Below are 22,659 nucleotides of genomic sequence, written 5' to 3'. Positions count from 1 at the left end.
GCTTTCGAATCATGCAACAAGGGGCCAAACGGCCCCTTGTTTGTTTGAGTGATAGGAGGTCTTACTTTAGCAACCACTCCACTGCCGAACTCTCGGGATCTTTGCCTTCGCCTTTGATCCAGCGCAGATGCGGCCCCTGGAGATCGATCATGCCGGGCAGGTCGAGGTATTTGGACCCACCAGGAAGGAACATAGGATCGCGGTAGTCGAGCACTTTGCCGAAGCGGAAGCCGTGCGTGTCCATGGCGGCACGTTCCACGGCTTCACCGGCCAAAGCGCGTGCTGCGACGGCGATGGGGCCGGTCTGTGAGCCGAAAGCGGCGAGGTAAACATTTTTTGGACTCGGATGATCGCCAACCTTCGTGTTGCGCAGGAAGGTGATGAGCGTGAGCACGTCGTGCGTGCGTTGCGCGAAGAGCGCGTGGTTGTAACCATGCGTGTAACCGGCGAACTCACGTGGATTGGCAACGACGCGCGTTTGTTTGACCGGTTCGCCACCTTGGAAAAGCAAATCGACACCGAGAACGGCGCTACCACCAGCGACCAGCTCCTTCACTTGTTTGTTGGCGATGCCGGACTTGCCCGCGTCATCAAGCCAGATGATCACACGGCCGTTCCACTGCTTCGGATACAACCAGGCCACGTTCAATTCCTCGCTGTGGGTCTTGTTGGTCAACGTGCCGGTCATTTCAAGGTGGTCACCGCGATCCTGCTTGTCTTTGAGTTCCCACTCAACCGTGCCCGCCTTGTCGTAGCTGCGGCCAATGACAACTTCGACTGCCTGGCGCAGGATTTGCGGATCAGCGTCACGCAGTTGTTTGTTAGAATCCTCGGTGAAGTATTTGAGCAGCTTGCGTTCAAACTCAGGGTCCGCGGCTTTCGGCGCGGGGTGTTTCTCGTCCCAGACCGTGAGCTGTTCCTTGGTGAGCGGTTCGTAGTCCTGCTCGATGACGGGCGAGGGGAAGCCGAGCTTGAAGTGCTTGTTGAGGAAGGTGTAGAACGCGGAGCGCGTGACTGCGTTGTAGTTGTGCGGGAAGTGCTCGCCGCGCAGGAGGAAGACGTTGTCCTTCTTGCCATGCGTCGCGTACAGCTTCTGTAAATCGGGGAAGCCTTTGGTGGAGAGTTCCTTCGTCCAGTCATTGGCGGTGTTCATGCCCTGCGGTTTCGGCGCAAAGAGTCCGGCGAATTCGATGTTGCCGGTGTTGATGCGCAGCAGTGATGAGTTTTCGCAGGTGCAGCCGCCTTGCATTGACGTGCTGACCATCACGCAGGGGAAGGAGAGCTTGATGCGGTCGTCGATGGCCGCGAGCAGCATCGTCTGTGTGCCGCCGCCGCTCGCGCCGGTGATGGCGGTGCGCTCGGGATCAACTTCGGGCAGCGAGAGCAGGAAATCGAGACCGCGCACGGCATTCCAGGTTTGCAGGCCCATGATGGATTGCAGATGCGACTCCGCCTGCGGGCTATAGAGGCCCCAATTCTCCGTCGTATTCGACTCCGGGCGTTGTTTGGCGAAAGTATGCACGATCTCACGCGGAATCTGAACGGAATCTGAATCGCTGAGCATGTCCCACTGCCAGACGACGCAGCCCATGCGCGCGAGTTGCACGCAGAGCGACTGGAAGATGCTCTTCCCACCGCGCTCGAAGCGCTCACCGCCTGTGGCGATTTCACGACGCACCACGTCATCGGTGGACAGGGAGAGACGCGCATCCTTCCAGTGTCCATGAGCGAACATGACGCCGGGAACCTTGCCTTTCGGGTTGGTGGGCCGGTAGAGGCTGCCGGTGACAAAAAATCCGGGCGCGCTCTCGAAATAGACTTTCTCGATGGTGTAGCCCTCCCGCTCGATCTTGCCATGAATAACCGCATTGAGCGGCGTCTTCGTCGGCATCGGCCACAAGCCCTGAGAAACGAGGATTTGGCGACGCACCTGCTCCTTTCGCTGGTCCCATTCACTCAACGATGACGGCGGATTGAAGGGGAAGTAGCCGTTCAGGTCTTTCGGCGGCTGAAGGCGGATGTCTTCGGCCTGGGCGAGCGCTGCGGCGAAGAAGGCGAGGAGGAGCGTGTGTTTCATGGTTGGAAAGTGACCGCACTCAAACGGCGCGAGCAGACGAAGTTCATCACGAACGCGCTGAAGTGACAATCACAATCCCTTCGTCTTGCTGCCTTCAACGACGATCTGCTTCGTGTCCGGCCCCTGCTTCACCGCCACGCGAGGTTTGCCGCCACGGGTTTCGGTGAAGGTGTTGTCGCGGATGGTGATCGACTCTGTGCCGCCTTGGATGTCGATGACGGCTCCGCCTTCGGGGGCGTTGTCGAGGAAGGTGTTGTTCTCGATGAGATTGCGATGCCCGGCGAAGTCGGGGCCGCGTTCGGGGCGAAAAAGGACGCCGTTGAGCTTGCTGCCGCGAATGGTGTTGGCGGTGATGAGGTTGTCGGTGTCGCGGTGGCCGATGGAGATGCCGACACGGTTGCCTTCGATCTGATTGTTCTCCGCGAGGCCGTATTTGACGCCCCAGCAGAAGAAGATGCCGATGTCGTTGCCGCGCAGCGTGTTGTTGCGGATGACGGGACGCTGCGAGCCAGAGCCAGGATGCAGGCCGAGGCCTTTGTTGTTCTCGCTGACGCAGTTTTCGACGATCACATCATGGCAGATCTGCCAACTGATGCCGTCGCCGTGGTTGTTGCGGGCGGTGACGCCCTTGATGTGGAAGCGATTGCAGTCCTGGAGGAAAATGCAGCCCGCGTAATTGCCATCCAGCTCAGCATTGTGCTCACGATTGCCATCGAGCACGAGATTCTCGATGCGCACGTCGTCCACGAACTCACCGCTGAGCAGCGGGAACAGCGTGGAGCAAGTCGCGCCGTTCATCTGCCACAGGTTCTCGCGCAGGGGCTTGTCGAGCTTGAAGCGGTTGCCGCTGCGGGCCACCAGCGTGCGCTTGAGTACGGTTTCCTTGCCCGTCTTGGCATCCTTTGCCCGCAAGCACACACCATCGCCCACCCGGAAGCCCGTGGCATCATGCAGCGTGATCTCCTGGTCATACCAGTCGCTGTCGAGCTTCAGCGGCGTCGTGGTGGATGGCTCCTTGATGAGCAGCGTCTTGTCGCCCTCGCCGATGAGGTGGACGCCGCTTTGCAGATAAACGGCGTTTCGCAGTCGATACATGCCCGCCTTGATGCGCACCGTGCCGCCGCCCAGCCGCGCCACATAATCCACCGCCGACTGAATTGCCCGTTGGTCACTGCCAATGATGTCCGCGTCCTTCACACCGACGGTGATCGTGAGCGTCTCGTCCCACTTTGGCTGTACGGCGGCGTCGCCACTGGTCTGGCGTGGTTTTGTCACCGAGGGCCGTTCTGCGGCAAGGAGGGACTGCGCAAGCGCGAAGCAGAGGAGCAGGTGTTTCATGTTTGAACCAACGCCCTTTGCTTTGAATGGCTTTCCATGTCATTCAAAGTCAGTTTGCGACTGTGAATCCGGTGATTTTGGCATCATTTGGCAATCTCCTGATATTCTGAAGCAACTGTCCTGCGAGGCTGACAGCCACAACGAAGTTGCGAACGCAGACATTCTTGTATTCGAGCACACCGCCGAGCAAAGGACTGATCGTGAAGTCGTAACACTGACCTTCATTGAGGAGCATTCCTTCTCGGTAAGACTTCTCCACAAAGCCACCAAACAGGTATAGATCCTGCGCATCTTCCTTCTGAAGCAGAAAATCCAATTCTGATTCACTTCCACAGACGTGAGTCAGGCATCCATCAAGTTTGTCCAGAAACCAGATTCCATTCTCATCGGCGAGGAAGAAATCACCAAATGCCGTGACTCTGATCACGGACTTCCCGGCCAGCGGCAGCCACGTCCATGACATCAAAGCACGCTGAATGTCGTTTTCGGGAAGATTAATGAAATGCATGCTCACTTTTTTCTTCCTTGTAGGCGTGTTCCTCCCGCCACACGCCTGATTTTCATGATCTTGACGTGGCGGTCGGCGAAGTCGGTCCAGTAGTAGATGAGCCAGCCGGCGTGGGAGGCGATGTCGATTCGGCGACCACGATCATCACGCTCGTCGGCGGAGGCGTAATGCTCGGGGTAGGAACGCAGCTTCTCGAAAAAGAGCAGCAGCCGACTACGGTCGCGTTTGGGAAGGCTGTCGAGTTCGACCACCGCTTCCAAATCCACGAGCAGTCGATACTCGATCATTTGGATCAGTTGGCCCAGCGCTTCTGAAGGTCATCCAAGTCCACCCAGTTGGCCGGATTGGTATCGTCGATCTTGCGGGTCAGCTCGGCGCGGAGATCGTCGTCCTCGGCGATTTGGATCGAGCCGAGAAAGGCAATCAACTCGCTCTGCTCGGCGGGCGAGAGTTCCACGGCTTCTTGTTTGAGCTGGGTGAGTGACATGACTATGAGAGAATATCGAATTCGTGAGCGGTCGTCAACAGGCGGGATGTGTCGTCACTTCCCCAGCCGCTCCAGCACATTCTTCGTGATGCGCACCACCGCTGCATCATTGCCCTGAAGACCATGTGCCCAGTCGGTGGTGGCGGCGGTGAAGACGGTGCCGGTGTTGGTGTAGAGGCCGAGGCAGGCGGCACCGGTGCGGCCGATCTCCCATTTCTCATACCACTCCACATCGTCGGGGTGCCAGCGCACGGGGCAGGTGCCGAGGACTTCGAAGGTCTTCGGTGTGCCGTCCTTGTGCGTGGCGAAGGGCAGGCCGTCGCGCCATTCGAGTTCGCAGCCGTCGCACTCGTAGCCGACGATGGTGTCCTTCGCGCCAAAGCGGTCGCCGCGCTTCAGGCCGGTGCCGGCGTAGATCCAGTGGTCGGGGCGGTGCACGATGAAGGAGGCGTCGCCGTCCATGAACTGGCCATGGCTGCGCATGTAGCCGCCCCAGAGAAAGCCGACGCCGGTGAGTTCATTCTCGGGGCGCTTGAGCAGGTGATGACTCCATGCGGTGCTCAGTGTTTTGAAGTCGCGTGTCTGGAAGACGGGATCGAGGTGGTAGTTCTGCTTGAAGCAGGTGAAGGCGCGGCCCTCGGCCTCGCTGCGCACCTGCCAGCAGCAGGTGTTGCCGCTGAAGAAGGCCACGTTGCCGCCTTTTGCGATCCAGCCTTCGAGGTTGTCGCGCATCGGCGTGCTCCAGTATTCGTCGTGGCCGACACTGAGGACGAGTTTGTAGCTGGCGAGCATGTCGGGGCGGAATTCGAGGTCGTCATTGGCGGCGAATTCGAGCAGGTAACCGTTTTGCTCCGCCCACACGACGAAGGGCAGCTCCCAGCGGCTGAATTGCGACGGGCCGGGCCGCTCAAAGCTCACGCGGCTGCCCTGGTTCTTCGAGAGGCTGTTGTAGGCATACACGGAGAAGCCGCCCCAGTTGTTGTAGGCGTTGTAGGTGTTCGAGCAGAGCTGCAACAGGATCTTCGAGGTGCTGCCGGGCTTTGCCTGCCGCACGATGAACCATGCGCTGCTGCTGGCTGTGCGTGCGCCGCGATGCGTCCATTTGCCGCCCGCATCAGCAGCGCGGAAGACGACCTCGTAGTAGCCGCTTTTCCAATCGGCACCGACGGGCACGCGCACGCTCTCCGGCCAGCGGCAGCCGTTCGCGGAGGCATCTTCCGGCACCGGATGCGCCTGGCCCGGCACGTCGGCCTTTTTCCACATGACTTCACGTTTGGCACCGAGGCGGGTGACTTCGATCTCAAACTTCGCTGCGGTGGTGCTGACGTGAATCGGAATCTCCTCGCCCTGAGCGACGCTGCGCTGTCCGGCGTAGCCTTCGATGAAGAGCGGAACGGGATCGGTGGCGTGGAGGAACGAGGCAGCGAGGAGGAAGGTGAGGATGCGGCGCATGAGACGGCTACGCGTTGGAGATGCGGACGCTTTCAGCGGTCAAGAGGTCAAGTCGTCGTCAAGAGGGTCAAGAAGGCACCTTCTTGACCCTTTGACGGCGAAGCCTTGACCGCTAGCTCTCTTACTGCTCCGTCTCCGCCAGCTTTGCCGCTTCGCGTTTCAGAATGCGACCGACACGATGCTTGGCGAGATAGACCTGGGCGGCGTTGACACCGAGTTCCTTCTTCACGCGTTCGGGACTCCAGCCTTTGATGACATAGCAGGAGAAAATCTGGAACTGACGTGGCGAAACGAGCGCACGCACGCGGCGCAGGGCGAGGTCCATCACTTTGTCCTGCCATTCCTTCTCCCAGAGTTTTTCGAGAGCGACACCATTCGGATCGGCGCAGCGGTCGATCGGCGGCGTGCGGCGATCTTCGGTTTCGTCGGAGTAGAGATTGGCCTCGCGGCTTTGCTGCTTCTTGCGGCGGCGGAATTGATCGAGAATGCGCCAGCGGGCTTGATTGAGGAGGAAGGATTTGAAGGAGCCGAGACTGGTGTCGAACTTCTTCTTCTGCAGGTTCTTGGCGACACCGATGAAGGTCTCCTGCACGACATCACTGGCCTCATCGTCGCTCAGGCCGGTCTTGCGGGCGACGTGGAAGACGAAGCCGGAGTAGGTGCGGTAGAACTCATCCCAGCTCGCCCAGTCGTCCCAATTGTCGAGCTTCTCGATGAGCGTTTTCCGGGTCGGGGGCGATCCGGAGGTCTGCTTGAGCAGTTCTTCAGTTTCAGCGACTTTGGGCAGGTCGGACATGGGGGCGAATAGTAACGGCGAGTATTCGTCAGGCCAAGAGGTTTTGTCCACTCCAACGATAGACAGGTGACAGCCGGCCCGTATAGCACAGCCCCCCAAAACCAACCTTCCGGCCCCAGTCTAAGCCGGTCTCTGAACTCATGCCTAAACACCGCCTTTTCCAGCCTGCCGCCGCGTCGATGACGCTGCTTGCGCTGGTGCTGACTGGCTGCACGGCGGCATCCTACAAAAAGTGGGCGGACAAGGAGGTTTTTGGCCTGCTGCGCAAGAAAGCCAGCAAGGTGCCGAATTCGGGGCAGGCGATCCTGGACATCACCCCACCGCCGCCGGTGCGGATGGAGGAACTGCGCAAGAGCACAGGCAAGGTCGATTTCCTGGGAGACCGGGCCTTCGTGGAGGACAACGCCCGCGTGGTGAGCCTGGCGGACGCGCTGAACTTTGCGGTGCATCGCAATCGCAACTATCTGCTGCAAAAGGAGATCGTTTATCTCTCCGCACTGGATCTGACGCTGACGCGGCAGCAGTACACGCCGATTTTTGCCGGAGGCGGTTCAGGCACGCTGGACAGCACGAAGGTGCAAAGCGGCGTGAACAACCTGGTGCGCACCTCCACGCTGACGACAAGCGGCGACCTTGGGTTTTCCACCCTGACACGCACCGGAGCGCGTCTCGCGACCAATCTCACAACGGATTTCATCCGCTTCTTCACCGGCGGTCGTGATTCCGGGGCCTCGGAGCTCGGATTCACACTCACACAGCCGCTGCTGCGTGGCGCGGGCTATCTCGCGGCCTCGGAGGTGCTCACGCAGGGAGAGCGCAACGTGCTCTACGCCATCCGCAACTTCACGCAGTACCGCAAGACCTTCGCGGTGGACGTGGCGACGCAGTATTTCCGCACGATCCAGACGCGTGAGTCCGCCCGCAATGCCCACATTGCCTACATGGCTTTCAACGCGGTGGTGCAGCGTGAAACGGCGATGGCGGAGGCAAACCTGCGCAGCAAATCGTCCCTCGGCCGTCTGTTGCAGTCGCAGATCAGCTTCCAGCGAAGCTGGCTGACCGCCACACGCAATTATGAGCAGGCGCTGGATGATTTGAAGATCCTGCTCGGCCTGCCTGTGACCGCACGCATCGTGCTGGACTACAAGGACATGAGTGATCTCGAAATCTATGATCCGAAGGGAACACTGGATGAGGCCATCGACACCGCGCTGACCACGCGCATGGACCTATGGAATACGCGGGACCGCATGGAAGATGCCAGCCGCCGTGTGTTGATCGCCAAGCAGGACATTCTGCCCTCGGTGAACTCACTGGTGAATTACAACATTCTCGACAACCCGGATCGCAATGGCTTCTCGCTCACACCGCGGAATCGCAGCACGACCTTGGGCCTCGGCGTTGATCTGAATCTGAATACAAAGCCGGAGCGCAACTCATTGCGCGCCTCCATGGTGACCGAGCAGCGCACAAGGCGGGAACTGGAACTCGCCGAGGAGGAGGTTCGCAGCGATGTCAGATCGGGATGGCGTGATCTTGAAGTGGCGCGCAAACAGTACGATCTGGCCAGACGCGGCCTGGAGATCAGCAGCGCGCGTCTTGAGGTCGAAGAAGCGTTCAACGCGGAGGGGCAGGGAACGGCCATCGACCTCGTCGATGCACAGCGCGACATGAACACCACGCGCGACCTGATCGTCTCCACCCAGATCAATCATGCGCTGGTGAGATTGCAGCTCTGGCGTGACATGGGCGTCCTGTTTATCGAGAAAGACGGCTCGTGGGTGGACGTATTAAAAAACGAACAGCCAAAGGGAGAATGAAGAAGGGAAAGACCATCAAGGGGCTTGTCGCCGCAGCAACCATCGTCGCATTGAGCGGTGCCGGCTGGTGGCTCATGTCTGGCAGTGTGGATGAATCCGAGCAGGTGGCCACTTTTGTGGTTCAGCGCGGGCCGCTGGAGATCAACGTGCTGCAAGGCGGTGAGATCCGCGCCCTTCAAAATACTGCGGTGAAGAGCGAGATCGAAATCCCCACGAAAATTCTCAGCCTCATTCCGGAAGGTTATCTCATCACCGAAGAGGATGTGAAAGAAGGCAAGGTGCTCATCGAACTCGACAACACTGACCTCAAAACACGCATCCAGAATCACGAGATCGAGTTCCAGACGACCGTTTCCGCCTACATCGACGCTGATGAGAACCGCGAGATTCAGCGCAGCGAAAACCAGAGCTTCGTGCGCGACACGAAGCAGACCGCGATCTTCGCCCTGATGGATTTCGAGAAATACCTCGGGCGCGATGTCACTGCCGCCATCCTGAGCACCGCCGGTTTGCCGAAGGACGTGAATGCCTTTGAAAAATACGCCGATGTGCTCGAAACGCAGGCCAACACGCCCGTTGCCACAGACACGACCAAAGCGAAGACAGATGACAAGGCCAAGCCTGCGGCAACCAAAAAGGCCGCGCTTACCACGCCCTCGGAGCGCATCGACTTCACGCCTTTCCTGGAACAGAAAGCGGCCAGTGACGGCGAAGCCCAGCAGAAGCGGCGTCAGCTTGAGGATGAACTGCTCCTGCGCCGTTCCGAACTTGCCGTCGCCAAGCAGAAGGCGGAGGCCTCGAAACGTCTCGCCGACAAGAAATACATCGCCCAGGCGCAGCTTGAGAACGATCAGGTGACGCTGGAAAAGGTGGCGCTGGCGGTGAAGACGGCGGAGACGCAGCTCGCCCTGTTCAAGAAATACGAGTTCAGCAAGATGTGCTCCACCCTTGTTGCAGGATACCAGGAGGCTTTGAACAAACTCCAGCGCATGATCCGTGCGAACCGTTCCCGCATGGCCCAGGCCGAGACGAGGTTCTCCACCGCGAAGCGTCGCTACGAAATGGAGCTGACCCAACGCGAGGCTTTGGAACACCAGCTCAAAGCCTGCGTCATCAAGGCCGCCCAGCCGGGTCTCGTCGCCTACGGGGATCTAAACGCCGGCTCCAACTACAACTACAACTATCCTATCGAAGAGGGCGCTTCCGTGCGCCTGCGCCAGACGATGCTCACCATCCCGGACATGAGCCAGATGGGCGTGAAGGTGAACGTGCATGAGTCCCAAATCAAAAAGGTGCGCATCGGCCAGCCGGTGAAGGTTCGCGTCGATGCCGAGCCGGGCAAGGAGCTCGACGGCCGCGTCGCTGAGCTGGCCATCCTGCCGGACTCCACCAGCAGCCGCTACACACCGAATTTGAAGGTCTATCCCTGCACGATTCACATCAATGGCTACCACCCGTGGATGAAGCCCGGCATGAATGCCAAGGTCGATATCATCGTCGATCAGCTTGCCGATGTGCTCTACGTGCCGGTGCAGTCTGTGGAGGTCGAGAAAGACCAGCACTTCTGCTACATCAACAACAGCGGCACCCTGGAGCGCCGTGCGATCAACACCGGCCTGTTCAATGACGAGTTCATCGAAGTGAGGGACGGTTTGAAGGGCGGCGAAGCCGTGGCGCTGACTTTGCCAAAGAAATCTGAAATCGAGGCGATCAACGGTGGTGGCAGGCCGGCACCCGCTGGTGAGGCACCGGCGCCTGCCAAGCCGAAACCGGCCAAGGATAAAGACATTGCCGCCGCGAAACCGTGATGCCGCCTGTCGATCCCATCATCAAACTGGTGGACATCTGCAAGAGCTACCAGATGGGTGACACCACCCAGCACGTGCTACAGGGGGTCTCGCTCTCCATTTATCCTGGCGAATATGTCTGCATCATGGGCCCGTCCGGCTGCGGCAAATCCACGTTGCTCAACGTGCTCGGCTGTCTCGACCAGCCCACCAGCGGCGATTACTTCCTCGGTGGCCAGAATGTGGCGCATCTCGATGATGACGACCTCTCCGAGGCCCGCAATCGCAACCTCGGCTTCATCTTCCAGAGCTACAACCTCATCCAGCAGCTCAGTGTCATCGAAAACATCGCCGTGCCCATGTACTACGGTGGGGCCAAGGACTCCGACATGATCGAAACCGGCACACGGCTTGCCACGCAGGTCGGTTTGGAGCACCGTCTTTATCACAAGCCCAATGAACTCTCCGGCGGTCAGCAGCAGCGCGTTGCCATCGCACGGGCGCTTTCCAACAACCCGATCGTCATCCTCGCCGACGAAGCCACCGGCAATCTCGACTCCAAGTCGGGCAAGGAAATCCTCGATCTCTTCGACGAACTCAACCAGCAGGGCAAAACCCTCGTCTTCGTCACTCATGACGAGCGCATGGTCGAACGCTGCACGCGCATCATCCGTCTGCGTGACGGCCTGCTCGAATACGATCAGGCTGGAGCCAAGGCCGCGCGCCTGCGCGGCAAGGTCATCGGCGAGCATTACGCGCCTGCGGCCTGAGTGGTCGAAATGAGCAGTGACTTTTCCAAAGGGCGCGGCAATGATCCTGCCCATGGCTCAATACACCGTCCAACCTGGCGACAATCCCTCGAAGATTGCGAAATCCTTCGGCATGACTCTCGGACAATTCCAAAAGCTGAACCCTGGTTTGGTCGAGTGGGGTTCAGGAAACTGGAAAGTGTTGTTTCCTGGGCAGATTGTGAACGTCAGCGGTGTCGTCACCGGTCTGCCGCCTGAGACAGTCGCCACTGCACCGACGAGTTTCGCCGCACCGCCGCCGTGGATGCAGATCGCCATCATGGAAGTCGGTGTGCAGGAGTGGACGAATGGCGACAACCCGCGCATCCTCGAATACCTGCGCAGTTGCGGCATCAGCGGCAATCTGCTGCACGATGAAACCGCCTGGTGCGCCGCCTTCGTGAACTGGTGCGTGCTTCGTGCCGGCTACCAGCCAAAGGGCAGCGCCAAAGTTTCCGACTGGTGGAGCTGGGGCCGCCCCGTGGCCGCCACGTATGGAGCCATCTGCATTTTGCAGCCGCTCACCACCGATCAAGCCAGCAGCGGTCACATCGGTTTCCTGCACGCGCTTGATGCCACAAACGTGTGGCTGCTCAGCGGGAACTCGAAGAATCAGGTGCGAATCTCGGCCTATCCGAAGAACAAGCTGATCCACAACGCGCCGTATCGCTGGGCGTTTTGAGGGAGCGGCTCAGGTGGGATCCTTGGGCGCGCGCATGAGATTCAGCAGTTTGGCGCGTTCGTCTGCGGGCAGAGATTTCGGTTTGTCCGGCGGCGGCGCAGGCTTGGGTTTGGCAGCGGGCTTTGAAACAGCTTTGCGGGCAGGTTTGGGAAGCGGCTGAGGAGGCTCGGGTTTCGTTGCAACCTCGGCGGATGGTTCCTGAACAGGCGGAGTGAGGTTTTCTGGCTCGGTGGTCGCGGGAGCATTCACGACGCTGGCAATGGCACGGATGGCATGCGGTCCCGTCGGTATGATGTCAGACTTTTCGATGATGAACTTGGTGGAATCTTCTTTGCCGATGTAAAGTTGCTGGTCTTTTTTCACCGTGGCCTTGCCGCGGACCTCGGCGAAGTCGGGGGTGACCAGGATGCTGGGAGCATGCGCCCAGATGGGGTCTATCGCTTGCTTGATCAATAGAGCACCGCCGGTGGCCAGATGGGTTTCAACGCCTTGTTCATCTCGTGTGGTTTCGATTTCCTTGGCGAACAGTTCGACGACTCCCACGGTGCGAGTGGCGGGAAACTGCTGACGGATGCCCGCAGGGGACAGCTTGAACTCGGCCGGCTCCGGCGCGGTGGGAGTGCTGCAACTGCTGAGGCCGAGTGTTGCGGCAAGGAAACAGAGACGAAAGCGGGACATATTGGAGGAGGAAGGCGGAGTGACTGCTCATCATTTGCCTGTGCGTAGATACGCAACGATGTCCGCGACATCCTGCGCGCTGAAGCCGAGCTGCGTGGCGCTGAGCATCATGCTGCGGTCGAGTTTCTTGCGGTTTTTCACGCGGGACTGCGGCACGAACTGGTTCTGGCCGCCCATGCTGCGGACGATCATGATCTTGCCTTCGGTGAGGAGCATGCCGTGGATGGTGGTGCCGTCTTTGAGCTGAAGTTCCTGGCCGTCGTAACCGTGGGCGATGTCCTTGCTCGGCTCGATCAAGGACTGCGCGATGATCTCCGCAGGCTGGCTGAGCCCCCAGCCATCGAGGTTGGGGCCGAACTCGACGCCTTGTCCGTTGATCTGATGGCACATGATGCAGCGGGTCGCGAGCTGGGCGCCGTTTTGAGGATTGCCCTTCAGTTTGAGCACATCAGCGACCTTCAGCGTGCTGGGAATGACGGGCGGAGTGACAATCTCGACGATCTTGGCACTCTCGGGATCGAAGATGCCTTCCTTCTTGAGCGCCTCGGCGATGCCGAAGGCGTCCCATTCATCGGTGCTGCGTTTGATGAGCCACCACATGATGTCAGCGTGGATCGGCGAGGCTTTATCCTTTGCCAAAGCGAGCACGGCCTTGGCTGCGCTGGCTTCGGGGATGAAGGCGAGGGTGTCGAGCGCGAGCTTGCGTTGAGCGGGCGTGAGTTTGCCGTTGGAGGCACGCTGTTGCAGTTCCGGCACGGCGGCGGCGGGATGGAGGCGCCAGGTGAGATGCGCAAAGCCTTCGCTCCAGTCGCCATCGGACTTCAGGGCGTTCCAAACTTCCGTTTCCTTGCCGGTGCAGCCGATGCCCCAGGCTTCGAGCTGCGAGCGGTCACCGCCATCAATGTGGCGGGCAAGCGCTGCGAGCAGCGGCACGCTTTGCGCGGCAGGAACATCGCGCATGGCCACGGCGACCTCGCAGCGGACCATGGGCGACTGATCGGCGGCCATGCTGCTGAGAATTTCGATGCCATCATTGGTGGCGGAGCGGATGGCACGCAGCGCGACGGTGCGTCTGATGGGATCTTCAGATTCCAGCCACTTGCGCGTGGCGATGATGCCACTCTCGCCGAGTTGTGCCACGAGCCAGACGGCACGGGAGGCGATGTAAGGATTGGCATGGTCTCGCAGTTTAAGAACCTGCGGCAGCACCGAGGTTCCCGCTTCCTTCAGGCGCGTGAAGGCGACGTGACGGACGTTGGTCACGGGTGATTGCAGTGCGGCGAGCTGTCCTTCGACGGTGTCGAGATTGAACGCGGGGATTTGCGGTTTGAATCCTTTGGGTGCGACGCGGTAAATCGTGCCGCTGCAGGTTTCATCGGTGTCCTGGTGGCCGCCGGTGCGTTTGTCGAACCAGTCGGTGATGTAAACCGCGCCATCGGGTCCGACGCATACATCGCTGGGTCGGAAGAGCGTGTGACGGTCGTCAGAGAGGTTGTTCGCGCCGCCGACGAAGTCGCTGCCTTTGAAGACACCGGTGGTGTTGGTGGTGCAGAAGTCGAAGCGTTCGAGTTTGAAGCCCGCGCCGTTGGGTTTGGGCAGGTAGCCGAAGACGACGTTGCGTCCGGTTTCGCAGCTCAGCAGCAGGCCGTTCCATGAGTCGCCGAGGGCGCCGTTTTCATAGAAGCACATGCCGGTGGGAGCGCCGCCGCCATAGACATCGCCCGCAGGGATGCTGCCGGGATCATCCTGACGCCATTCGGCTTCGGGAATGGTCTGGCCAGGGCGTTTGTCGGCACGCCACTGGCGTTTGCCGTCGCGGGAGAAGAATCCAAAGCTGCCGCCTTCGATGAGATGGCTCACGCGGCAGGCGGGTGGATCATCGTTGTCGTTGAGGAACATGTCGCCGAAAGAGGTGCGTACGCCTTCGTAACTGTTGCGATAGTTGTAGCCGAGAACCTTCGCATTGTGGCCGCTCGGGTCAATGCTCGCCGTGAAGCCGCCGACATAGACGTGACCGTCATCGCTCTTCTGACCGGCGTAGTCGTTGTTCAGGTAAGCGCCGCCGATGCGAAAGGTGTTGCCGCTTTTGTCGCTGAATTGAGCGCCGCAGTTGCCATTGCTGAAATACAAACGGCCATCGGGTCCGGCATAGACGCTGTGCAGGCTGTGATCGTGCTGCGGCTGCTCGAAGCCGGTGAGGAAGACCTCGCGCTTGTCCACGGCAGGATCGAACTTCAAATCGCGGTTCACATCGGTGTACTTGATGATGTTGGGCGTGTTGGAGACGAAGATGACGTTGTCGAACACGGCAACGCCGAGCGGGCACTCGAGTTCTTTCTCACGCACGAAGACATGGCTGGTGTCGCACTTGCCATCGCCATCGGTGTCCTGCAAAACGCGGACGCAATCGCCCTCGCGGCTGCGACCGCTGTGGCGGCGGTAATTGACGCCCTCGGTGACCCAGATGCGACCCGCGTGGTCGATGTCCATGTTTGCCGGATTGAACAACTGCGGTGACGTGGCCCACACGGTGATTTCGAGACCCTCGGGCACTTTGAACGCACTCGGCTCCAAATGATCGGGCTTTACCTTGGCGGGGTCGAACGCGGGATTTTTATAATCTGGCGTGAAAGCAGGTTTGGCAGCCACGAACGGGCCTTTTTCCTTCTTGGGCTTGTTCGGTTTGTCTGGCGCGGCGGCGAGCAAGGCCAGTGGAGCGACGAGAGCGAGTACGACGAGGAGGTTGTTACGATTGGGCATGACTGGGAGCGGAAGGAACGAGGGAAGTGAAATGATCTTGCCGAGTGACCGGAGTTGCGGGGAGAACGGAATGAAGCTTGGTACAGACCCGTCTTCCAGACATCAATTCTGCCGGTAGATGACGACCACGGCCGAGGACGGGCCGCTGGGGGAGAAATCGTTGCCGTAGCCGACGGTTTGCAGATTCGCGGCCTCGATGCCGAGTTCGATGAGGCGCTGGCGCACGGCCAGGGCACGGCGTTCAGAGAGGGAGCGGGCGTGATCCTGCGGGAGATTCGGCGGCGCGTAACCGGCGAGGAGGAGGGTGGCTTTTTTGTTCTCCTGCATCTCCCGTGCGACGGTGCGGATGGCGCGTTCATGCGCCTCGGTGGTCTTGAAACTCTCGTCGTCAAACTCAAGCGCCGGGCAGGCGGGCTTGAGACTGCCGTTCAAGGGGGAAGTGTAACCATCCCGGGGGCCGAGGGCATAGACGACGGCTTCATCGGAGGGATTCCTGAGGAAATCGGGCATCGGAATGCTGCCGCAGGAAGGAAGGAGGAGAAGAAGAATGACGAATGGCGAATGACGAATGATGAATGTGGCCAGAACATTCACGCGTGCCGGAGTTGGTGGAGAATTCGTCATTCTGGTTTCGTCATTCGTCATTTTTCATCTCATCCAGCGGGGTTCGGTGATGTGGCCGAAGCCACGCAGGAGGGACCGGCGGTTGCCGCTGCGGAGGTCATGCACGAAGAGCTCGCCATGTTGGACGTAGGTGATGAAATGCCCGTTGGGACTCCACGACGGGTGCTGGGCACCGCTGGCCTGAACGATGCGCACACTGCCGTTGGGATAGGGTTTGATGGCGACCGTCCATTCGCCGCCTTTGCGGATGGTGAAGGCGATGCTCTGGCCGTCAGGCGACCATTCGGGGTCGGTGCAGAAGTGGTAGCCGGTGCGCCAGCGAAAGAGCCGTGAGGCATCGCCTTCCTTCTGTGGCACTTCGACGATGTAGAGCTTCGGACCACTGCCGTCGTCGTTGGAGAAGACGATGTGTTTGCCATCGGGATTCCAGGAAGGACTGGAGGGCGCGCCGATGGAATCGCTCACACAGGCGGCGGTGTTTGAGCTGAGGTCACTGACAAAGATTTCGGGATTGCCGATGAAGCTCATCACGGCGGCGAGATGCGTACCATCGGGGGAGAACGCCGAGCCAAAGCTGCTGCCGGGCGTGTCGGTGACACCACGTTCCCAGCCGACATTCAGATCGAGCAGCCGGATGATGGGAAAGCCGCTGCGATAACTGGTGAAGGCGACCATCGAGGAATCGGGCGAAAGCGAGGGGGAGACGGCGCCGTGTTTGTCATGCGTGACCTGATGCACTTCACCGCCTTCGGCATCGCAGACATAAATCTGGCGGCGGCCTGATTTATCACTGACGAAGACGATGCGGCTGGTGGCGAGGCCGGGCCTGCCGGTGATGGTGTAGATCACGTCGTCGGTGAGCGCCTTGAGGTTTTCATCGAGGCCCGGGGCGGCGTAGCTGCGCTGAAAGAGCTCCTTGCCTTTGGCATCACGCAGCCTGCCGGTGACACGCCCGCCGATGGAGGAGCCTTCCACGGTGTAATCGATCTTTTCCTCCGCACCAGCGACGAAGAACTCGCGCGAGTCCAGCAGTTCCTTGCGCAGCGCCTGCTGGGCGCTGGCCCCGGTACCACCGGTAAAGGTGCCGATGAGAATGCGCGGCATCGTTTTCTTGGACTCCGCGCTCTTGTTTTTGCCGCCCAGGCCGATCCAGCCGCGCACGGTGTCCAAGATGCCAGCCTCGGCCTGCGTGCCGTGGCAGGCGGCGAGGGCCAGAGTGAGAAGCAGAGCGCGTGCGTTCATGCGTGGGGATCAGGGCAGCAGGAGGAAGTTCAACTCCAGATCGTAGCTGTCTTTGGAGAAATTTGAAGGCAGTGCTGCGGAAATTTTTTTCACCTGGCCGGCGGCCTCGAGAATGGACTGGTCCAGGGCATGCGAACCCGAGAACTTGCTCATCTGCGCCTTCAAGATGGTGCCATCCTTGCCGATGGAAATGTTCAACCGCGCCTCGCGCTGCGCGACGGGCACGGCATCAATGGGCGGAGCGGTCCAAGTGGTGAGGAACGCGGTGTTCACGGCTTCATCGACGGCGTCCAGGTTCACTTCTACCTTGGCGGCCGCGTCGCTGTCTTCAGGCGGTGGCGGGGGTGTCGGACGCAGGGTGTTGAGGCGTGCGATGTCCAGCAGCGTGGGGCTGGCCATCGGTGGAGCAGGAGAGCCAAAGGGTGTGGTGGCAAGGGGCTTTTCGGGTGCCCGGCGCAGCGTGATGCTGCGGTTGGCGGCAGGCTTGGATGGCGGTGAGGCGGAGGCAAACAGCGGCGTGCCTGATTCATTCGGCACCGGCACCATTTGATGCTGTTGCGGTGGTGCGGCGACCAGCGTGGCCTTTTGCACGGGTGGATCGTCCGTTTTCTTCGGTTCGGCGGTCGTGATCTTGGCGGCCTTCGGTGCTGCTGCCACAGGTTTGGAAACGGGGGTGGCAGCGGGCGGCATGGACAATTTGAAATCACTGGGATACATCCAGGCAAGCTGTGATTCCCCGGCGTTTCGTTGTCTGGCTCCATTTTCCTGCCGCCACCACCAGACACCGAACGCTGCGGCGATGTGCAGCGACACGATGACAAACATCGCCGCCGAGATCGGTTCCAGCGTGGTGGGACGACTGCGTTTCATCGTGAATCAGGGTTCGTCCGCATGCGTTGTGACGGCGGTCTTCCGGATGCCTGCGGTTTCAAGCATGTGCATCGTTTCCACAAGCTGATGCACAGGCAGATCGCGATGGATGCGCACTTGGATTCCGAGGCCGGGGCGGCGCTCCGCAAGCTGTTTCAATGAGGCCGGCAGATCCGCCCGCGCGAGCATGGCGCCGTCGAGCGTGACGGATTGGTCATGATTTACCACCAGCGTCATCGTTTCCGCCGGAACAATCACGCTTGCAGGAGCCGGGGCGCCTGCGGCTGGCATCCCTTTGCTTGCTTTGAGCAACGGAGCGGTCAGCAGGAACACAAACAGCAGCACGAGCACCAGATCGAGCAGCGGGGTAAGGCTGATCTCGGTGATGAGGCGGAGCTGATGCCGGTTCGAATGACGTTTCATGCGCGGAGGTGGGCGGCGTGCATGGCCGCAGGCAAGGGGGATGCGTTGGTGCCAGTGAAGGCGGGCATGGACGGGCTGCCGAGGGCGCTCATGCTCGGCAGAATCTCGGTGCTGAAACGATGGTCCACAAAGGTGCGGTCAAGGCCGGCGCTCAGCTCGCTGGCAAAGTTGTCCAGACGCACGACCATGCCGCGGATGCGGTTCACGAGGGAGTTGTAACACACCATGCTCGGAATCGCCACGAGCAGGCCCAGCACCGTGGTGACGAGAGCGGTGGTGATGCCTGGTGCCAGAGCCGCAAGATCAGCGGCACTCTCGGAAGCCGTCATCATGGCGAAGGTGTCCAGCATCCCCCAGACGGTGCCGAGCAAACCGAGAAACGGCGCACCACTCAACGCGGTGGCCACCCAGCTCATGCGTGCTTCGAGCCGCAGGGACGCCTCCGCCACGCTGCGTTCCATGGCGCTTTGCACAGCGCCCATTTGCGAAGGCGTGATGCGTCCTGCTCCTTGCAGCCGTGCGGCGAAGGTCTCGCCCGGTTCATCCTCACCCACCAGATACCACGCCATCTCCCGGCAGGCGGCATGGTAGATGTGGTAGTAGGGCGAGTACTCATGATGCTCGCGTCGTTGAAACTGCTCCAGTGCATGATTGCTGTCGCGATATTCGCGCAGGAAGGACAGGTTCGCACGGTGCACACGGGAGAGCAGGAAGTGCTTGCTCAAAATCACCGCCCAGCTTGTGATCGAGAGCAGCGCCAGGATGCCGCAGATGATCCAGCAGGTCAGAGTGCTGTGTTCCAGGCCATATTGCAGGCCAGGCGAGAGAAGGGATTCCATGGGCGGCATTGCGGGAGAGGGAGGGAAGTTGCCGCTAGTTAAAGAACCTTAACTGTCTGGCGTCAACTGACGAGTGTGGGGAGATGGCGGTGATGGAGGAATTGTGGTCCGTGATCTTGGCGTGCAAAGCACTTCTTGAAAGCATGTCGGAACTTGCTCCTTGTCGCCCTGCTCAACCAGGCGCGTCTCATTCATTAAATCCATAGTCATGATCCTTCGTGTTCCTCCTTGCCCTCGATCTTTTTCCATCCTTGGAATGCTGGCACTGCACCTCTTCGGCGGGGCCATGCCTGTGTGGTCAGAGACGATCTATTCGCAAACCGCGGCGGGTGGCAGCCGCCAGGTGATGCCCTATCCCACTGGCGACAGTGTTATCAACTGGATCACCAACGAGGGGCCGGGAACGCAGGCCCAGCCTTTCACCGTGCCTGGCAGGAACTACCTGCTGAACTCGGTGACGCTACAGATGAGCGATGCCACCAGCACTCTGGGCGGGTTTTCAGTGAGTCTCCGAACGTTGAACACCGGGGCAACGACTTCTCTCAGTTTGGTGGAAGCCCTCTCCGGTTCATCCAACCCCTCCACGGCCGGCAGCTACACCTACACCGGTTCTGGCTTGGTCCCTCTTGCTGCCAACAGCTCTTTCTGGGTGCTCGCGGAAGTTGGAACTGGCGGCGGCACCTACCTCTGGGACAAGTCCACCACAGGCGTCGGGCAGACGCTGATCCTGGCGAATGGTCCTGCCAGCCCCACCCTTAACGGCCCGCTTGATCTGAACGACGTCGTGATTTTTATCGACAGTGGCAGTGGTGGTCTGATGTTCTCCGTGGACGCCACGTTGATTGATGTGGAAGGCGGTCTGCAATTCGCCAATGCGCAGGGGCAGGCGCTTCTCGCCGGAGGTCAGACGGTGCTTGGCGACCTCAACAACCATCTCTTCAATCTTCGCGCTGGCGGTGGCGAGGAGTCCTCCGACGGCAGCATCGCTTCCTCGCTGGACGAGGGCGTCATCGAGGGGCAGGGGGATGGTCCTGAGAACCCCATCGCCAAGCGCGTGCGGCGTTCCCGTCAGTGGGAAGTTTTCACCACCGTCAATTACGGCAACGTCAACCTCAACGCCGTCGGCGGTCAGGCGGGTGTGAAGGTGGATTCCTGGGCTCCCGGTCTTGGCATCGAGCGCCATCTTTCCCGTGGCCTCACCCTTGGCTTCGCCGTTTCCTTCCTCTCCAGCCACCAGAGCTACACAGGGGGGCTTGGCAGCCTCGATCTCGAAGGTCCGGCTCTCTCCGCTTACCTCTCCTTCGTACGCCGCAACTTCTGGAGCGACCTGCTCTACAGCTTCGGCGCTTACGAGTTCGACACCGCGCGCAATCCCGGCCCCGGCATTCCCACCGCCAATGGCAGCACCCGCGCCTACACCAACGCCATCCAATACAACACCGGCTGGAACTTCCGCTTCCAGAACAACACGCTGGTCACCGGACCCTTTGCCGGCATCGACTGGCTGCATGGCAGTTTGGACGGCTATAGTGAAACAGGCGGTGGTCTTGCCGCGCTGCGCTATGCCCGTCAGAGCTTCGAGTCCCTCGTCACCCGCGTGGGCTGGTCGGTGTCCAAGAGGCTCAAAACCGATTGGGCCACCATCACACCGCAGGTGCGCCTGAGTTATGAGCGGCAGCACCTCAGCAACAACGGCACCAGCGTCTCGGCGATCAATGCGCCCTTCAGCGCCGCCGGCGGCAACCAATCTCCCGGTCAGGATTACATGGTGGCTGGTTCAGGCGTGAACTTCGAGTTCAGTCCGGCATTCAGCATGCTGCTCACCTATCAGGGCCAGTTTTTCCGCAGCGACATGCAGGCCCACTTTGGTGGCGTGCGCTTCAGTTACAAATTCTGAAGCAGGAGGTCACCGCTTCTGGCTGCACCGGCCGCCCAACCGAAGCCTCCCTTGCACCCGGCCCGAATCTTGCTCCCCTTCGGCGCTCAACTCCCCAACACACACCCAAAGATGCCCGTCGCCACCCCCGCCCAATACCGTGCCATGCTCGATGCCGCCCAAAAAGGCGGTTATGCTTACCCAGCCATCAATGTCACCTCCATCACCACCATCAACGGTGCGCTGAAGGCCTTCGCCGAGTCCAAGTCTGACGGCATCATCCAGGTCTCCACCGGCGGTGGTGAGTTCGCCTCCGGCACCGCGCTCAAAGACCAGGCCTTTGGGGCCATCGTCCTCGCCGAGGCCACGCATCGCCTGGCGGAAAAGTACAACATCCTCGTCGGCCTCCACACCGACCACTGCCAGCCGAAGAAGGTGGACAGCTTCCTCAAGCCGCTCATCGCCGAGACCGCCAGGCGCCGCGCCGCAGGCCTCAACAACCTCTTCCAGAGCCACATGCTTGACGCCTCCGAACTGCCGCTCGCTGAGAACATGCGCCTCTCCAAAGAACTCCTCGCCGAATGCGTGAAGCACGAGATCATCCTCGAAGTCGAGGCTGGCGTCGTCGGCGGTGAGGAAGACGGCCACGACACCAGCGGCGTCGCTGCGGACAAGCTCTACACCACCCCCGAGGACATGGTCACTGTGTACGAGACCCTCAACGGCATCGGCCGCTTCATGTTCGCCGCCACCTTTGGCAACGTCCATGGCAGCTACAAGCCCGGCGCCGTCAAGCTCAAGCCCACCATCCTCAAGGACGGCCAGGCCGCCGTCACCGCCAAGCACGGCGCGGCAGCCGAGATGGACCTCGTCTTCCACGGCGGCTCCGGCACCCCGCTGGAGGAAATCCGCGAGACCCTCGGCTACGGCGTCATCAAGATGAACATCGACACCGACACCCAGTACGCCTTCACCCGTCCGATCGTCGATCACATGATGAAGAACTACGCCGGCGTTCTCAAGATCGACGGTGAAGTCGGCGACAAGAAGACCTACGATCCCCGCAGCTACCTCAAGAAAGGCGAGCAGGGCCTCTGCGACCGCATGAAGGAAGCCTGCAACGACCTCCTGAGCACCGGCAAGACCATCTTCGGCACGGTTTGACCCTTACCGCACGACGACATTCATCCACTCAAAGGCAGCGCTCCGGCGCTGCCTTTTTTGTTTTTCAGCCTGTCGGTCTTCCAGCCGCTCTCTCCTTCATTTCCACAGTGGGAACGCCGGATGTCCCGCAGATTGAGTTTGCGGTTCCACAGATTGAATCTGCGAAAGCACCGAGCCATGCCATCGACAGGCTCCTTCAGCCGATTGCTGAGCCGTGGGGCTTGTTCAAAGACTCGGCGATGGCACAAGCACCCCATGAGCCAACCAGCCGCGCCGCCCCTTCAGGCGATCCCACCCGCCGACGGCCAAGGCCACACCGCCACCGGTTGTTGGGAGAGGGAATTCGGGTCTTGTTTGGTGCGGTGCTGAGTGATGGCCTCTTCCTGGGGATATTTTTCACTCTTCAATATCCGCCCACAGCGCGTCAACCGACAATTATGTTGCCTGA

20 protein-coding genes are annotated in these 22,659 nt (G+C 60.4%); 6 read left to right on the top strand and 14 right to left on the bottom strand.

The features are described 5' to 3' along the window. Window positions 1–61 precede the first annotated feature (61 nt). From U1A53_RS13755 to U1A53_RS13725, 7 genes are all read right to left on the bottom strand, one after another. Window positions 62–2,077: an acetylxylan esterase gene (locus U1A53_RS13755; protein WP_322281753.1), complete on the bottom strand. Its 2,016-nt coding sequence runs from the start codon at window positions 2,075–2,077 to the stop codon at window positions 62–64. Window positions 2,078–2,146: 69 nt separating this feature from the next. Further along, entirely contained in the window at window positions 2,147–3,415 is a 1,269-nt protein-coding gene (locus tag U1A53_RS13750; protein ID WP_322281752.1) for a right-handed parallel beta-helix repeat-containing protein, read from the bottom strand. Between the two features lie 49 nt (window positions 3,416–3,464). Further along, a complete protein-coding gene (locus tag U1A53_RS13745; protein ID WP_322281750.1) occupies window positions 3,465–3,923 on the bottom strand; it encodes a hypothetical protein in 459 nt (152 codons plus the stop codon). Between the two features lie 2 nt (window positions 3,924–3,925). Next, window positions 3,926–4,210: a hypothetical protein gene (locus U1A53_RS13740; protein WP_322281749.1), complete on the bottom strand. Its 285-nt coding sequence runs from the start codon at window positions 4,208–4,210 to the stop codon at window positions 3,926–3,928. 5 nt (window positions 4,211–4,215) lie between these two features. Beyond that, a complete protein-coding gene (locus tag U1A53_RS13735) occupies window positions 4,216–4,410 on the bottom strand; it encodes a hypothetical protein (RefSeq protein WP_322281747.1) in 195 nt (64 codons plus the stop codon). A 54-nt stretch (window positions 4,411–4,464) separates the two neighbouring features. Next, window positions 4,465–5,862, bottom strand: coding sequence for a N,N-dimethylformamidase beta subunit family domain-containing protein (locus U1A53_RS13730; RefSeq protein WP_322281745.1), 1,398 nt, complete (start codon window positions 5,860–5,862; stop codon window positions 4,465–4,467). Between the two features lie 121 nt (window positions 5,863–5,983). After that, entirely contained in the window at window positions 5,984–6,658 is a 675-nt protein-coding gene (locus tag U1A53_RS13725) for a sigma-70 family RNA polymerase sigma factor (RefSeq protein ID WP_322281744.1), read from the bottom strand. A gap of 140 nt (window positions 6,659–6,798) precedes the next feature. Between U1A53_RS13725 and U1A53_RS13720 the strand changes: the two genes are divergently transcribed. The 4 genes from U1A53_RS13720 to U1A53_RS13705 are packed head-to-tail and all read left to right on the top strand — an operon-like array spanning window position 6,799 to window position 11,735. Beyond that, window positions 6,799–8,478, top strand: a complete 1,680-nt coding sequence (locus U1A53_RS13720) for a TolC family protein (RefSeq protein ID WP_322281743.1) — start codon at window positions 6,799–6,801, stop codon at window positions 8,476–8,478. Then, complete coding sequence (locus U1A53_RS13715; protein ID WP_322281741.1) at window positions 8,475–10,286, top strand: efflux RND transporter periplasmic adaptor subunit; 1,812 nt, start codon at window positions 8,475–8,477, stop codon at window positions 10,284–10,286. Before U1A53_RS13720 ends, U1A53_RS13715 begins: the two co-directional genes overlap by 4 nt. Further along, window positions 10,286–11,035, top strand: coding sequence for an ABC transporter ATP-binding protein (locus tag U1A53_RS13710; RefSeq protein WP_322281739.1), 750 nt, complete (start codon window positions 10,286–10,288; stop codon window positions 11,033–11,035). The genes U1A53_RS13715 and U1A53_RS13710 overlap by 1 nt, the downstream gene beginning before the upstream one ends. Before the next feature lie 52 nt (window positions 11,036–11,087). Then, window positions 11,088–11,735, top strand: a complete 648-nt coding sequence (locus U1A53_RS13705) for a LysM peptidoglycan-binding domain-containing protein (RefSeq protein ID WP_322281737.1) — start codon at window positions 11,088–11,090, stop codon at window positions 11,733–11,735. Between the two features lie 9 nt (window positions 11,736–11,744). Here the strand turns inward: U1A53_RS13705 and U1A53_RS13700 are convergent, their stop codons facing one another. The 7 genes from U1A53_RS13700 to U1A53_RS13670 form a co-directional block, all read right to left on the bottom strand. Continuing rightward, the gene (locus U1A53_RS13700) at window positions 11,745–12,413 is read right to left on the bottom strand and encodes a hypothetical protein (RefSeq protein WP_322281735.1); all 669 of its coding nucleotides are present in this window, start codon (window positions 12,411–12,413) and stop codon (window positions 11,745–11,747) included. Between the two features lie 30 nt (window positions 12,414–12,443). Next, window positions 12,444–15,173 (bottom strand): PVC-type heme-binding CxxCH protein, encoded by a 2,730-nt coding sequence (locus tag U1A53_RS13695; protein ID WP_322281733.1) that lies wholly within the window; start codon window positions 15,171–15,173, stop codon window positions 12,444–12,446. A gap of 102 nt (window positions 15,174–15,275) precedes the next feature. Continuing rightward, window positions 15,276–15,767, bottom strand: a complete 492-nt coding sequence (locus tag U1A53_RS13690) for an OmpA family protein (protein ID WP_322281731.1) — start codon at window positions 15,765–15,767, stop codon at window positions 15,276–15,278. 54 nt (window positions 15,768–15,821) lie between these two features. After that, window positions 15,822–17,039 carry a hypothetical protein gene (locus tag U1A53_RS13685; RefSeq protein WP_322281729.1) on the bottom strand — a complete coding sequence of 406 codons (1,218 nt, stop codon included), beginning with the start codon at window positions 17,037–17,039 and terminating at the stop codon, window positions 15,822–15,824. Window positions 17,040–17,048: 9 nt separating this feature from the next. Beyond that, window positions 17,049–17,909: a TonB C-terminal domain-containing protein gene (locus U1A53_RS13680; protein ID WP_322281727.1), complete on the bottom strand. Its 861-nt coding sequence runs from the start codon at window positions 17,907–17,909 to the stop codon at window positions 17,049–17,051. Window positions 17,910–17,915: 6 nt separating this feature from the next. After that, window positions 17,916–18,332, bottom strand: a complete 417-nt coding sequence (locus U1A53_RS13675; protein WP_322281725.1) for a biopolymer transporter ExbD — start codon at window positions 18,330–18,332, stop codon at window positions 17,916–17,918. Next, complete coding sequence (locus U1A53_RS13670; protein ID WP_322281724.1) at window positions 18,329–19,171, bottom strand: MotA/TolQ/ExbB proton channel family protein; 843 nt, start codon at window positions 19,169–19,171, stop codon at window positions 18,329–18,331. Before U1A53_RS13670 ends, U1A53_RS13675 begins: the two co-directional genes overlap by 4 nt. Before the next feature lie 256 nt (window positions 19,172–19,427). Here U1A53_RS13670 and U1A53_RS13665 point away from each other — a divergent pair, with 256 nt between their 5' ends. Beyond that, window positions 19,428–21,068, top strand: coding sequence for an autotransporter outer membrane beta-barrel domain-containing protein (locus U1A53_RS13665; RefSeq protein WP_322281723.1), 1,641 nt, complete (start codon window positions 19,428–19,430; stop codon window positions 21,066–21,068). A gap of 111 nt (window positions 21,069–21,179) precedes the next feature. Next, on the top strand, window positions 21,180–22,211 hold the full coding sequence (gene fbaA / locus U1A53_RS13660; RefSeq protein ID WP_322281721.1) for a class II fructose-bisphosphate aldolase: 1,032 nt from the start codon (window positions 21,180–21,182) through the stop codon (window positions 22,209–22,211). Window positions 22,212–22,659: the final 448 nt, after the last annotated feature.

Origin of the sequence: Prosthecobacter sp., from assembly GCF_034366625.1 — a bacterium.
Lineage (GTDB): Bacteria > Verrucomicrobiota > Verrucomicrobiia > Verrucomicrobiales > Verrucomicrobiaceae > Prosthecobacter.
This window is presented reverse-complemented; position numbering and strand designations above follow the sequence as displayed.

Bases quoted from the DNA above. Each gene is read 5' to 3' on its own strand.
- U1A53_RS13750 (WP_322281752.1), bottom strand. From the start codon at position 3,415: ATGAAACACCTGCTCCTCTGCTTCGCGCTTGCGCAGTCCCTCCTTGCC.
- U1A53_RS13705 (WP_322281737.1), top strand. From the start codon at position 11,088: ATGGCTCAATACACCGTCCAACCTGGCGACAATCCCTCGAAGATTGCG.
- U1A53_RS13670 (WP_322281724.1), bottom strand. From the start codon at position 19,171: ATGGAATCCCTTCTCTCGCCTGGCCTGCAATATGGCCTGGAACACAGC.
- U1A53_RS13680 (WP_322281727.1), bottom strand. From the start codon at position 17,909: ATGAAACGCAGTCGTCCCACCACGCTGGAACCGATCTCGGCGGCGATG.
- U1A53_RS13715 (WP_322281741.1), top strand. From the start codon at position 8,475: ATGAAGAAGGGAAAGACCATCAAGGGGCTTGTCGCCGCAGCAACCATC.
- fbaA (WP_322281721.1), top strand. From the start codon at position 21,180: ATGCCCGTCGCCACCCCCGCCCAATACCGTGCCATGCTCGATGCCGCC.
- U1A53_RS13745 (WP_322281750.1), bottom strand. From the start codon at position 3,923: ATGCATTTCATTAATCTTCCCGAAAACGACATTCAGCGTGCTTTGATG.
- U1A53_RS13700 (WP_322281735.1), bottom strand. From the start codon at position 12,413: ATGTCCCGCTTTCGTCTCTGTTTCCTTGCCGCAACACTCGGCCTCAGC.
- U1A53_RS13755 (WP_322281753.1), bottom strand. From the start codon at position 2,077: ATGAAACACACGCTCCTCCTCGCCTTCTTCGCCGCAGCGCTCGCCCAG.
- U1A53_RS13685 (WP_322281729.1), bottom strand. From the start codon at position 17,039: ATGAACGCACGCGCTCTGCTTCTCACTCTGGCCCTCGCCGCCTGCCAC.
- U1A53_RS13720 (WP_322281743.1), top strand. From the start codon at position 6,799: ATGCCTAAACACCGCCTTTTCCAGCCTGCCGCCGCGTCGATGACGCTG.
- U1A53_RS13710 (WP_322281739.1), top strand. From the start codon at position 10,286: ATGCCGCCTGTCGATCCCATCATCAAACTGGTGGACATCTGCAAGAGC.
- U1A53_RS13735 (WP_322281747.1), bottom strand. From the start codon at position 4,410: ATGTCACTCACCCAGCTCAAACAAGAAGCCGTGGAACTCTCGCCCGCC.
- U1A53_RS13730 (WP_322281745.1), bottom strand. From the start codon at position 5,862: ATGCGCCGCATCCTCACCTTCCTCCTCGCTGCCTCGTTCCTCCACGCC.
- U1A53_RS13725 (WP_322281744.1), bottom strand. From the start codon at position 6,658: ATGTCCGACCTGCCCAAAGTCGCTGAAACTGAAGAACTGCTCAAGCAG.
- U1A53_RS13675 (WP_322281725.1), bottom strand. From the start codon at position 18,332: ATGAAACGTCATTCGAACCGGCATCAGCTCCGCCTCATCACCGAGATC.
- U1A53_RS13740 (WP_322281749.1), bottom strand. From the start codon at position 4,210: ATGATCGAGTATCGACTGCTCGTGGATTTGGAAGCGGTGGTCGAACTC.
- U1A53_RS13665 (WP_322281723.1), top strand. From the start codon at position 19,428: ATGCTGGCACTGCACCTCTTCGGCGGGGCCATGCCTGTGTGGTCAGAG.
- U1A53_RS13695 (WP_322281733.1), bottom strand. From the start codon at position 15,173: ATGCCCAATCGTAACAACCTCCTCGTCGTACTCGCTCTCGTCGCTCCA.